The sequence below is a fragment of the Vibrio sp. A37 genome (assembly GCF_059777565.1).
Genome location: NZ_JBLNLI010000022.1, coordinates 1 through 12931, shown reverse-complemented (window position 1 = coordinate 12931; position 12931 = coordinate 1). Strand labels below are relative to the sequence as shown.

At 42.8% G+C, this 12931-nt stretch carries 11 protein-coding genes; 3 read left to right on the top strand and 8 right to left on the bottom strand.

Going from position 1 to position 12931, the window contains the following annotated elements:
- Positions 1-256: 256 nt before the first annotated feature.
- Entirely contained in the window at positions 257-1465 is a 1209-nt protein-coding gene (locus ACM2FC_RS21100) for a hypothetical protein (RefSeq protein ID WP_498483030.1), read from the top strand.
- A 77-nt stretch (positions 1466-1542) separates the two neighbouring features.
- On the opposite strand, the gene ACM2FC_RS21095 is transcribed toward ACM2FC_RS21100, so the two are convergent.
- The 8 genes from ACM2FC_RS21095 to ACM2FC_RS21060 form a co-directional block, all read right to left on the bottom strand.
- Positions 1543-4473 carry a conjugal transfer protein TraG N-terminal domain-containing protein gene (locus tag ACM2FC_RS21095; protein ID WP_498483029.1) on the bottom strand — a complete coding sequence of 977 codons (2931 nt, stop codon included), beginning with the start codon at positions 4471-4473 and terminating at the stop codon, positions 1543-1545.
- Positions 4473-5897 (bottom strand): conjugal transfer protein TraH, encoded by a 1425-nt coding sequence (locus tag ACM2FC_RS21090; protein WP_498483028.1) that lies wholly within the window; start codon positions 5895-5897, stop codon positions 4473-4475. The genes ACM2FC_RS21095 and ACM2FC_RS21090 overlap by 1 nt, the downstream gene beginning before the upstream one ends.
- Entirely contained in the window at positions 5894-6886 is a 993-nt protein-coding gene (gene traF, locus ACM2FC_RS21085) for a conjugal transfer protein TraF (RefSeq protein ID WP_498483027.1), read from the bottom strand. The genes ACM2FC_RS21090 and traF overlap by 4 nt, the downstream gene beginning before the upstream one ends.
- 307 nt (positions 6887-7193) lie before the next feature.
- The gene (locus ACM2FC_RS21080; protein WP_498483026.1) at positions 7194-7403 is read right to left on the bottom strand and encodes a hypothetical protein; all 210 of its coding nucleotides are present in this window, start codon (positions 7401-7403) and stop codon (positions 7194-7196) included.
- 39 nt (positions 7404-7442) lie between these two features.
- Positions 7443-8585, bottom strand: a complete 1143-nt coding sequence (locus tag ACM2FC_RS21075) for a DUF7146 domain-containing protein (protein WP_498483025.1) — start codon at positions 8583-8585, stop codon at positions 7443-7445.
- Positions 8582-8887 carry a hypothetical protein gene (locus ACM2FC_RS21070; protein WP_498483024.1) on the bottom strand — a complete coding sequence of 102 codons (306 nt, stop codon included), beginning with the start codon at positions 8885-8887 and terminating at the stop codon, positions 8582-8584. The genes ACM2FC_RS21075 and ACM2FC_RS21070 overlap by 4 nt, the downstream gene beginning before the upstream one ends.
- A gap of 256 nt (positions 8888-9143) precedes the next feature.
- Entirely contained in the window at positions 9144-9458 is a 315-nt protein-coding gene (locus ACM2FC_RS21065; protein ID WP_498483023.1) for a hypothetical protein, read from the bottom strand.
- A 77-nt stretch (positions 9459-9535) separates the two neighbouring features.
- On the bottom strand, positions 9536-11395 hold the full coding sequence (locus ACM2FC_RS21060; RefSeq protein ID WP_498483022.1) for a VWA domain-containing protein: 1860 nt from the start codon (positions 11393-11395) through the stop codon (positions 9536-9538).
- 644 nt (positions 11396-12039) lie between these two features.
- On the opposite strand from ACM2FC_RS21060, the gene ACM2FC_RS21055 reads away from it, so the two are divergent.
- Both ACM2FC_RS21055 and ACM2FC_RS21050 read left to right on the top strand, forming a co-directional pair.
- A complete protein-coding gene (locus ACM2FC_RS21055) occupies positions 12040-12288 on the top strand; it encodes a type II toxin-antitoxin system Phd/YefM family antitoxin (RefSeq protein WP_498483021.1) in 249 nt (82 codons plus the stop codon).
- Entirely contained in the window at positions 12278-12568 is a 291-nt protein-coding gene (locus ACM2FC_RS21050) for a type II toxin-antitoxin system RelE family toxin (RefSeq protein ID WP_498483020.1), read from the top strand. The genes ACM2FC_RS21055 and ACM2FC_RS21050 overlap by 11 nt, the downstream gene beginning before the upstream one ends.
- The last annotated feature ends 363 nt before the right edge of the window (positions 12569-12931 follow it).

The window sequence follows — 12931 nt, the reverse complement described above, 5'->3', positions numbered from 1 at the left end:
TAATCATTCGTATTTTGGGACCACGACCTCACATTCGCCGAAATGTAAATAGTGCGACACAGCACTATGTATGATTAGTATCGCCTTCCACTGATTATTGATTTTTCAAATAGTAATTAACGACTTACTCAATGTTATATGTGCAGGTTTTCTATTAATATTTCGAGTAACCCCAACCTGACTGTGTAGAAGATTTTGGACTTTTATGTGCCATGGTAAAATTGGCAATAATTACATTCTTATGGACAAGATAAAAATGAAGCTGTTATTTCTCTATCTCATTTTCTATTCATTTTCGACGTTGGCTGATGTGACTGTCGATAAGGATTCAAAGAAGGATATTGTTCTCAATGTAACGGAAATCTATGTGCTTGGTGACAATGATACATTGACTGATGCTAAAGCGATAAACATAGAGCAGGCAAAGAAGTCTGCTTCTGATTACGCTGGGACATATGTAGAGAGTGAATTAAAATTACTAGATGGAAAAATCACCAAGCAACAAGTTCGTGTTCTTAGTGCAGGGTTTATGGAAGTCCTTTCTCGTATTGATAAAAGAGAAATTAGCCAATCTGGTAGCATTCAATTAGTTACTGATGCAAAAATAAAGCTATCTAAGCAATCAATTAAAGAGGGGATCGCGAAGTTAAAGTCTGATCCAGAACGACAAGAAAAAATAAAATTCCTATCAGATGACAATAAACGACTTAGAAAAAAATTGTTAGAGTTGACCAATACAATCAACACAGGGACGTCTAGGCAAGATTTAATGGCTGCTCGTGAAGGAATACTCAAGGAGTTAAATAATAACCGCTCAACGGCAAAACAAGTTTTTGAAAAGGGTACATTGATTCAATTAGCAGAGCTCGATGACAAGGACTTTGAGCTAGCCAAGCAAGATATTAACCAGAATGTGTTCGGTTATTTTCTTAATGAAACAAAAATAATCCTTGGAAAGCCTCGTTTTATTAATAATGGCAATGGAACCTATGATATTAGAGTGCCAATATCATGGAACGTAAGGCGTTCTCCTGTTGAGAAGACTCTCTCTCAGTATTTTAATGTTACTGACAGGAAAAAAGAATTACCATATACATTGGCCTTATATAAGGAAAAAAATACGAATGAATTACAAAAAAAACCATATACAAGTAGATTGCTAGATTATATTAACTCCAAGTTTTTAGTTATTGAGGTAAGTGCTGTAAATAAAGAATATGTACCGATAGTTGCCAACGCCAAAGATTATAGGACTGGCTCTCGTAGTTTTAGTATGCAGTTTTCAAATGATTCGAAGAAAAATCGTATGTTAATATGGGGCTTCAATAACCCAATAATTATCAAGAATGTAAAGAAATCAGATTTAAGTAAACTGACTAATATAAGTGCCAAAGTCGTTGAGTTAACGAGAGAAGAGTATGCGAAGCACCTAAATGTATCGATATATACTTTTAAGTTAATATAAAGGGCACTAACTGTGCTGTCAGTCAAGGTTCGGGATCACACAGTTAATGCCCTTTATTTTAGATTTATGCTGTTTGTTTATTTTCCATCTTTCTTAAAGTAATTGGTTGCTTTGTCAAGGCTATCTTTTGAGTTAGATATGAGTTGCATACCTTCCTCTTTCACATCTGCGACGAAGCCCAAGGTTTGAGTTATCAAGTTACCTTTGTTGCGGTTACTTTCATCTATCTTAGTATCCGCTTCTTTTTCTAGGTTGGTTTTCTGTTGATTGAAGCCACTTGTAGGAGGCCCATATGGCGAGGCTGTCCCTTCATAAAACACTTGTTCTTGATGAACCATGCTCTCTTTGCCTTTAGCTACGACCGCTTGAACATGCTCTTGAGCTTTTTCGTCATTTAAAATTTCCCCTTGCCTATCTTCTGAAAGGGTGTTTCCTCTAGTTATCTCACTTGGTTTTATTGGATCGGCAATGTTTTTAGTGTCTTTGTCAAAGCTTTCCGGCGCTTCTATTTTTATTTTAGTTTTCTCTCCTGTGTTTGAGTCAGTTTGAGTTTTCGTGTTGTCTTTTGGCGCAAGACTTGAATTGACGAGTTCATCGGTTGTGGATGGCTGATTGCCTTTATATAGAGATAGAGTTTCGAGGGACTGTTGTTCATCTCCCCATATTCTATTTGTGGCGAGATAAGCTGCCAAACGAGCCGATTGACTGTCCATAGCATTACCATCAACGCCTCCCTCATACTGGTTAACTAATGAGACATATTGAGCTTTTTTGTTGTCATCCCAATCAAGGAAGTCACTCGACACTCTGTTCATAACACCGCGATCCTGCGATGTGCTGTGCAGTACGGTACTTAAGTCTGAACTCATAAGAGAAATGGTACTACTCAGTTGCTGGCTCGTTGCATACGATTGTTCAGCAGATTGCACTTCGCTGTAAGCTGCTTCAGACTTTTTAATATTGCTGTCCATAGTACTGTTCTGCGTCGTGTAGTTCTCATTGTTCGACCTTGCTGCTTGTTTTGCTTCTTGGTAACTCGCAGTGAATTGTTTACCTTTCTCACCAGAGGTCATATTATCAAACCGCTTTTGCATCTCTTTATTGACGCTACGTCCATTTGCATCTTCATTGGAGGCAGCCACTGAACCACTGGCACTAGCCTTTCCGAAGACAAATAAACCAGCCTTAATTCCCGCTTCAACACCAAATTGACCACTGGATACAATTTTTTGTTTCCACTCGTTTCTTTCAGATTCGCTAAGATTCAACCCTTTTGATAGTGAGTCAACCTGCTTATCAGCCCAGCTATCGAGGGTTTGACTGCTTCCAAGTAGCGAGGTTGATGCCGATCTCATATCAGAAGCACTATAGCTTGTACCGTCAGTCGATTGATTTATATTTGATCGTGCAGTGCTATAGGCTTGCTGTGCAGTGTCAACACGATCTTTTGCAGCTTGGACATTGTTAGTTGCGCTTAATCCTTTCGCAATTTGTCCAATTTGGTCACGGGTGTTTTCAGTAATACGATTACCATAGGCATCCATATTGGCCGTATTCATCACGCCCAAATTGGTCATTGACCCACCTTGCCCAGCTAAATCAGGCACAGCATCGGTATCTTTTGGCGTCGCAGCTGCACCTTTCATCGCTCCCATCATGGCCATACCGGAACCTGTCACTAGAGCCATAGCCATCGCGGGTACAATGGTGGCAGCTATCATGCCACCTAAACCAATCAACTCTTTTGCTTTATCAAGTAGCCTAAATTCATAGGCCATTGAACCTATTTCATATTTTCTATTCGCAAGCTCAGTTGTATAGGTGATCATGTCCGAAAGAATGATGTTTTGTGCTATTACTTGCAACGCAGGCATTAATTGAATAACTGCAAGCATTTGCAAGTACAAAAGAAATGTTTTGGAACCCAAAGAGCCAGTTAAAACCATGAGACCGATAAACGGCGCCATTGCGTATATAAGGCATTCCATGATTGCCAAGAATTTATCTACGATTTGAACCCACATCTCTCCTTGCAGTGTCCAAGCATAATTTCTTTGTTCTATTGAGCTGTTCAGGTTTTCTGCTAAATCAGAAGCCCCATTTGCATAATAAAACTCAAGTTCTCCATCTTCTGCTGATTTTCTCATAAACATCGTGGCGAGTAGGTTACGAGCCTGTCCCGAGTCTACTCCTATCGCTTTCAATGCATCACCTGTTTTCTCAATACCAGTTTCAGTTGTTGTACCAACCCCATATCCAGAAGTTGTTACATTCACCATATTGTCAAAGGTGGTGCTATCAAATAGCCCCTTAATAATTTCATATGCATCTTTACAAGATTTGGTTACGGCAACCCCAGAGCTTGTTATAATTTCTGTTGCAAACGCTTCTGAATCAAACTTGATAGCATCTAAGAAGTTACCTTCAGACATCGATAGGTAGGCGTTGTCTCGATTGGCTTTTACCATGGCACATTCTGCTATGTAAGACGATAGAGACTGACACAGGTTTATACCATTACCAGTAGAGATTTCTTCACCGGCGGGGCAGCGGTACATGGTTTTATTTCTGTAGGTAGTTAAGAGCTTTAGTGGAGACAAATAGCCAGATGAGGTCACTCTTTCCATATCAGAGCCCGTATTCCCAAAAGCAGTCTCAACGGTTTCTGCCATATACAACCCAACTTGCGAAATTAAGGAGGCAGGAGCAGCAATTGCGACAGGGACATTGTCAACAGTAGTCACGGTTCCATCATAGCGGTTTTCTATCGATACAGTCGAAAATGTATTAAACCCCATCATATAAATGATCAAAGCTGCCAGCAGTTTCGCATAAGGGAGTTCTTGTTTTCCATCAGTTAAACTTTTCATTGAACTGCCAACCACCACCAATAAAATGATTGCGATTGCTGCGGACTTATAACTTCCTTCCGCAAAAATGCTTGCTATAGCATTGAAAGTTAAATTTAGGGCGTTGACGTTACCAAACGCCACTATCTCCCATACCATTATTTCTCTCCTTGCGTTGTTTTCGCTTTGCTCTCCAGTACCACCGTTGATATTTTGTCTTTGACAGTTTTATAGTCGTAGTCTTTGCTCAACAGCTCGTATTCGTCCTTGTAGGCTTTTCGGCTATCTTCAAATATTTTCTTTGCAGCATCTTTAGCTGATTTTTGACTGTCTGAAGAACCCGCGTTGAGTAAAGCTGCCTGAGCTGCATCAATATAAGAATTGATTTGTGCCATTGCTGCATCCAATGCCATTCGGTCTGAGCAGTCAGAGGCTATTTGTGTTGCGAGTGATTGATTTTTTTGGTTGATCATTGCGAGTCGAATTTTTTGCGTGCATAGTCCTCCTATAGACGTTTTAAACTGCAAGAGCTTTTGTTTATCGTCAGACATTTTGGCATCTGTGCCGAAGGTCTCAACTAGACCGCCAGAGCCAGTTAAGGCATCCAAAAACCTAGCTTTAAGCCCTTTATCTGAAATCTCCTTTGTTGGTGCTTCTGACATATTGAGACAACCATTCTCTGTAACTGTGTCACATTTATAAATCTTGAAAGCTGGTCCTGTTTCTGCTCCTTCCAGAAGGGAAACCAATTTGATTCCGTGACCTTTAAATGATTTTGGTGCAGCGGAAGATTCATTGTCTGATGACGTGTTGTTCATTATCACGGTGCCAGTAATGGTCATCACCATTTCCAAGAATTCATCGTCACCACCGTAGAGGTCCTTGAAGCTAGTTTCTTTAAATGCTCGCCAAGCTATATTGCCTGTGATTTCCTTTTTGTATTTATCAGGGTCATTTTTTTCTAGTTCTTTAGTTGGGGATGTACCTGATTTCCAAGCTTTAGTCCAAGCTTCTCCTGCGTCACTAAATGTACCAGTATCGATACCAATCATCTTCGATGATTTGTCGGCATCTTTTACAGCTGCACTCCAACCTGTGGCTTGAACTAATCCTTCGGCGGCTTGGCAGCTATCAATATTGAGAGAGTTGATAGCTTGAGCGGTTTTCTCTAATGAAGTCATAACCTGCTCACAGGTTGGACAAGCTGAGGTCACAGCAAGTTTAACTCCATAACCTAGAGCGTTGGCTCCGATAGCCTGGAAAGTTTCCACCATTTCATCGGCATTAATGAAGCTAAATGAACCACCGTACATATCAATACCGCCGCATCCTGCGGTGATACGTGGAGCGGTAGCGGAGGTCAAACTGACACGCTTTGTAGGCACTTTTATAAACACTTGCCCCCCAGAGATAACACCACGCCTTGCGGTATTGTACGCTGTTGCATCGGTAACATTGACGAGAGCGTTAAATGCATCGTCCATTTGAGAACTAATGGAGCCTGCAAAGCTGATTGGGCTCATGAGGCTAAGGCCAATAAACAACGCGTTTTTCTTTAAGTTGAATGGTTTTGCCTTGATCATTGTTTCGCCTCCAAAGATTGGTAGTACAGATTTTTGAATGTGTTAGGTGAGTTTTCTGGCATTGGGAAATGGCCAATGATGCCGCCACTCACATCGGAATAAAGCCCCGTCGGTATGGTAGTGCTGTATTGGTCGTGTGTGATGAGTTCGGCACGCTCTGCTGCTAACAAGATGCGTTTCTTCAACTGAGGTAAAGCTTGGAGTCCTTGAGCCACCAACTCAATGGCATTGTTGTCTGGGTTAAATAGGTACATGGCAGGCACTTGAGCAACACCCAATTGTTCGGCTTGACCTTGATTGGTTAAATAGCCCTCCCATGGATTGTTGGGTAGGGGTTGGCCATCAAGAGAAATGGGCTTGATTTGAAAACCAAACTCACGCTCTAAACCTCGAATGAGTGGAGCTTGTTGCTTGCAATAAGGGCAATCCGAGCGATAGAAAAAGAATATCCCTGATTTATCACCAAAACTCTTCAACAGCGCATCACGATTGTTGTTAGCCGCTCGGCTCATGGTTTTCATGCCAAAGCTAGCAGTGGGCCTTTTGCTGGATGCATCGAGGAACGGGTCGTTGTAGACCGCTTTTTGTCTTTCATAGCCAAAGGCAACAGCTCTATCACGCATGAATTTTTCAAGGTATAGGTAGGTACGCATGGCATCTTCGTCATACGGGTTATCTATTGCTGCATCCATGTAATTTTGAAAATTGGCGCGAAACCATGCATTCGATAGCGGCTTATCTTCAGTTTTGGCCGGTTGCGAATTTTCCTTCGGTTTTGTTTGGTCGGGGATGACATTTGGCTGCTCTTGAAGGAGCTTTTCGACAAATTTTTGTTGCTCTTCTTTAGGAAGTTGTTCATACCAATACCAACCTCGCTCAGCATCTTGGTAGTAAGAGTCAATGTTCTGCGTTGTGGTATCCTGAGCAAGTGCGATAGTGGGAGTGAGACATGCTGAAAACACCAACACTAATGACGTCCTTTTGAACATGGGTATTCCTTTCTTTATGGGTAGATCATTTGCTGTCCTATTTATTTACTCATGAGGTTTGGAATTTCCTAAATCGGTAAATATAGGTAATGCTTTAACAATGAAAAGAGCGGTGGGCATTTATATAACTTAATGATATATGGGAACTTAAATAGAGTTTGTGGGATATCCTTTTAGGTGTCGATGGTGGGAGCTTGCTAGAGATTAAAAAAGAACTTGGGAGAGCAGAAGTGAGAGGAAGAACCAACTTTGTGAGCTCTGTCCGGGTAATGTGAGGAAAAAAGAAAGCCCTACTGCGAATATTCAATCACAGTAGGGCTTCGTTAAACTTTAGTGGAGCCAACGAATTGCTCTTAGAGTAATGCATCAGCGTCTCAAAAGTTCCAGACTCAGGGAAAGAGCGAGCCAAAAGCTTCAGCTCTTGGTGCATCCCCCCTGAAGTAGGAGGGTTAAATTTCGCAAGGAATTGGCCTTCGAGGCTGACAATCAGTAGCGGTTTATGCTGATTGACCGTCAATACGTCAGGTTCATTCTCACTATTAATATCGGTCGCCTCCTAATGCCAAAGATACAGCGAATGAGCTGGAAAGGCGTGTTCGCCACGAGAGACGAGTACGTCATTCCAATCAAGGCTTTTGCTATCTTCTGGGATATCATCTTCAGGGAGCATTATTGTCACGTTCACCCCTTTAGATTCCATCCTTTCAAACAGTTCCATGCTAGCATCTAACCCAGCTTGTACCACTTTGCCTTTATCCAGTACTTTCTTGCGGTCTTTGTCCACCCAAACAAAAATATCTGTGACATTTTCCGGAGGGTCGAACTTGGCCAGCAACGTACTGCTTACACAAGGCCATACGGCTTCGCCTTTCACTTGCATCACACTGAGCGCGGTTTCAATGCCTTCAGTAACATGCAATGTGTGTTGAGCGATACCCAGTCTGATGGCTCCGCCAGTCAGCGCTTGGTTTTTGCATCGTCCCATCAGTTTTTTCGACTGAACAGGCTCTCCCTCTATCATCAAGTTCAATTTTCGCCCTTGATTGTCGAGGTAAGTGCGATGTAAACACGCAGGCTGGCCGTCGCTATAGCTCACCATGGACACAATCGCAGGGAAATAACCGATGAACTGTTGTTCATGCCATAGTGCAAGTGAAGGATGAAAGCGTAGTGTTTTACTCAAACCTTCTAAGTTCATCATTGCCAGGTTAATTCCTCTATGTGTGAGGTATTGCCGAGCAAGCTGAGCTTTTGCAGAGTGTAAGGCTAACGACTGTTGCCAAGTCTTTCTTAGCGCACATCGCCTTTTATCCAAGGTGGCTTCATCTATTTGGGAGGCGTCCCGATAATCGGAGCTGCGCTTCGCTGCTTTGGGTGTTACATCTTGGGTGTTCCACTTGTTCAGTCCAAGATAGTCAGCCACATCGTTCAAGACCGTTTTAAAATCACAATCGAGAACCCACATGAGTAACTCAAAGCCATTCGGCTTTGCACCGTCTGCATTACTAATTCCCCCACCGGTTTGGTTGGCGTCTTTAAACAGTCTGAATCCATCTTTGCCACCATGCACAGGGCAGGGGACATGATGAGGACAGCGTTTTATTGCATTGTCTAAATCAGGCGCAATAGCACTCAAAATTTCGAGCCATCGACCTTGAGCGGCGTGTTTTACCGCATCGCTTTTGTTTTGGAAGTTCATAGGTACAATCCTCCATGAGTTAATTTGTCTACCAAGTCCAACAGGACATCGGCATCCAGACCCAATGCATGGCAGCAATTCGAGAAAGAAAGTGGGAGAGTGGTATCTTCACTCAGTAGCCAATCTCTCGCTTCTTGCTGCATTTTTTTGGATTTGCGGCCATCACGAACATCGTCTATCGCTGATTTTATCAAGCCGTATTGGAGTTCATTGATGTCGTCGGTTGTCCAATCGTCTAGGAACACACGCTGATGTTTAGGTAAAACAGCGATGTGAGGTGGGTGGGTAGTGACGTTTTGCATGGGTTTTCTCCGTTGTGTTCATTGAGGCTTTGCAAAACCTGCTTAAACACTGGCTTTGAAAAGCCCCAATGGCAGAGAAAACGCTAAACGTGACTAGTCAGAAATGAAGGTCCCATAGTGCTGACAGGCATAGCCAATAACAGTAACAATGAGTACAAACATTAAGATCGTAAAAATAGGCATAATAGCTCCTGAACCGAACCCATGGCGCTACTTCCCAATGGGAAATAGCCCATTGGGTGTCTAAAGGTGGAGGTTAGATATCGTTCACCAGTCGTCGCACGATGCTTCGCAGTGTTTCGATATCAAGTCGGTTATTTCTTGCGCACACTCGGCTGGAAAAAGCATGGTCTTCATTGCTGAAAAGCCAATCCCAAGCTTCTTGACGCATTTTTCTGGAACGCCGATGGTCTTGCAACTCAGTGAGCGCTTGAACAATCATGGCGCGTTGTATAGAGATGATTTCAGTATCCGTCCAATCAAACCAAAACTCCGTTGGGGTTTCTAGCTCTTTTGGAAACAGCAAACACTGAGATGTATTCTCTAACGTCTTAGAGGTTCTAATTCGCATGATGCTCTCCGATTAACGGGCAAACATCATGCTCAAGGGCGTGATGTATGCCCTTGTGGGTAGCGGTTTCTTTTGCTCTAGTCGATCAAGATGTCTTGAGCGATGTTGAACAATTCCTGTTTCAAGTCACGGATATTCGAGATGAACAGCGCATGATTGAAGAAGCGGTAAAAATCCGCTTTATTCGTTGCAATACTGCCAATTGCAATGCCCACAATGAACACTCCGGATTGCTCGCCTCGCAGGACGAGTTGACGAAGTGCCTCTTCTTCGTCGTAGTTTGGGTATCCGTCAGTGATAAACAAAATCACTTTTTTCTCTTTTGAACTTCTCAATACCTTTCTCAAGCAATGCCACATGGCACTTCCTGATGGGGTATGATGGCCTTGGCCTCTTGCGTAAGAGAGACGCGCCGGTAAGTGCTTGACGTGTTCTCCTTCACTGAGCAGTTCCATTACCGTATTCTCTGTTGCGGTCAACGGGTAAGCACTTGCGGTTATTGTCACACCGTGTATACGAGTTAACGCATACGCCAGTGCCACTTGCGCTTCTTTGGCCACTTGAAGTAAATCATTGCTGCCAGAGCCCACCATTGAGCCAGAGTTATCAATCGCAATTTCTACAATCGTATCAATATCCTTTTTCGTGGTTTTTGACTTAAACAATCGGCCATCGCCCACGCTGTAGCGCTGAAGCACTTTCGTGTTGAGCTTTTGCCCTCTAGTCCCCGTTTTCGCTTTCACTCTCATATTCTCTTGCACCAACCCTTGCAGCTTGGCGGTCAGAGTATTTGAGGTCTGCTTGACGGCTTTCACCAACGCATCACCTTGTCCTTTCATATAAGACGTGGCGATCACGGACTTATAATCAGGAATACTAACGGTGGATTGCGCGGTATTCGCATTGGCTAACTTAGTCAGCTTTAAAGCGAAGTCTTCCATTTCGTCGGTAAAGTCTTCATCACAGGCAGAGCAGGCCGAAACAATGGCTTTGGCTATGTCTTCCGATGACGGTTCGACGTATTCAGGTTGAACTTGGCTTTTACTTGGCTCATGACCTTCTGTAATGTCTTCAGATTCAGATTCAGATTCAGATTCAGATTCCTCAGAGCCGTCATTTTTAGACTCTCCTTGCTGAGACTGTTCACTCTCTTGTGTTGCATGAGAACGTTCAGAGGTATCTGCATCAGGTTGCTTCTCAGAATCAGCATCATCACTTTGTTCATCTGAGTTCTCTTCGCTTTGTTGTGGCTCGCTTGAGTGTTCAGGTTCTTCCTGTGAAGATTTGTCTTCCTCTTCAGGGGCATGGTTCTTGATGAGGTCTTCGACCTTTTTTGCAAGAGCCATGGCTTGTTTTGAGGATGACAGACGACCAATTTGCTGGGTTAAGAGCGCTTGTAGCTGACTCAATAATTTCCAACCAAATACCTCGATAAATGCTTCTTCAGCGGCATCTAGATAGTTTTCCAAATGTTGTTGTCCACGATGATGAACACGGCAGGTAAACAACAGGTAGTCACACAGAATAGATGCTGGCGCATCGTCTTTTGTGACCGGCTCTCGCGTTCCTTCTTTTTGACGCTTGATCCAAATTTGGTTCATCCATTTTCTTGTGCCAATCATGGAATCAATCATGGCGGTTTCAATACGACAATCTTCCAAGATATTCCACATATGCTTGCGCAGTGGCACTTGAATATCGTCGTAATCGATACCCCGAAAGGTATGAAACTTAATGTGTGCGGCTTCGTGGCTCATAAAGCCAAGTACCGCATCCTTTTCTTCTTTCGAGGAGATTTGAAAATCAGGAATATTGATGGACTTGCTATCTGTACTGGCCTGATTACCACTGACCGTCACACGCACACCTAACTTGTCGCCAAGTCCTGCAGCAATGAGAGGGAGTGAGTTCTGTAATAACTGAGTTTGTTTGGTCATAGGTTTCTCCAATAAAGGGTAGACCTATGCCCAGACGGGTAAGGTTTACCCGTAGGTTTCAGATAGTGTGTTGCTAGAAGCTATCTTGCAGACACGACAAAGCCGCTCATACCATGACAGTAGAAGCGAAGAGTTCATAAAGGTTGGGTGTACGTTCCAATGGGAAAGTACGACTCCTTGCCCAAAGACAAATAGGGTAGGGAGAGTCATAACTAAGCCGTAGCTTAGGTGTATCGGTAAGCTCAAGAGAGCGAGGTTTGATCGTAAAAGCAGAGTGTGTGGTGTCGCTACTTTCGCTAGTTTTCAGCCTAGACTATGGAGATTCTCTCCCGACATTTACCACCGAAGTGATAACCACATTTCAAGCTCCAAATAGGAGCGTTTAGTGTTCGTCCAAATAGGACAAACGGCTAAAACTGTTTATATGATAAGCATGTTGATTGATATTTGGCAAGGCTAGGTTGCTCAAAATAGACTCGCTGCAAACAATAAGAGTCTAGATGACCGAGTTCTTAAGACATTTACCATATTGCTACGCTCAATTGTTCGAGAGTTCAAAAGTTTTTTGCAACTCATAACACTTGTTATATAGCTTGGCTGAGACTAAAATGACCAATATTAAGACCACTTAAGAGGCCTATTAAATGACCGCTAGAATTTTAGCCGATGTTGCTGCAAGCATTACTGAGTTGAAAGCTAACCCTATGAAAGTCGCAACGAGTGCTTACGGTGAACCTGTTGCTGTATTAAACCGAAATGAACCAGCATTTTATTGCGTGCCTGCCGAAGCGTACGAAATGATGATGGACAAACTCGAAGACCTAGAGCTGCTCACCATTGCTAAAGAGCGTGAATCTGAAGAGAGTATTTCGGTAAATATTGATGACCTATAAGCTCGACTTTAAAAAGAGTGCGCTCAAAGAGTGGAAAAAGCTTGGTTCAACGCTACAAGAGCAGTTTAAGAAAAAACTCATTGAACGCTTAGAAAATCCACATGTTCCCGCTTCAAAGCTTTCTGGGGCTGACAACATGTACAAAATTAAGCTTCGCCAATCGGGTTATCGCCTAGTTTACAAAGTCGAAGATGATGTCATCATTGTGACCGTTTTAGCTGTCGGAAAGCGCGAACGTAGCGATGTTTACAGGAAAGCTATGAAGAGGATAGATGATTGATGCAGGAAGAATACTTTAAGTTGTGAGCTGTATTTCCCCAATCCTTAAATACCCTTTTTCATATTGACGTTCGTGAGCTTTGATAAGCTTATGTATTTTAGAAAACTCCCTCTTTGAAAAGGTTGCAAACTCTTGTCTTCTTAAACTTTTAATCCAATTTTCAAACATAGGCAAAGTTAGGACGTCTGTTTGAGGTTCGTTGACATGTTTTCCTTTAAATATTTTGGCTTTTGGTTGCGTGTATACAACCACTGACTGACCTCTCCCCGCCCTATCGGGCGAGGGTTCTTATATCACTACAAGAACACATTTCTAGCTCAACACGCCTTCACTAGATTAGATTGCTCCAACCCCCGATCCAGT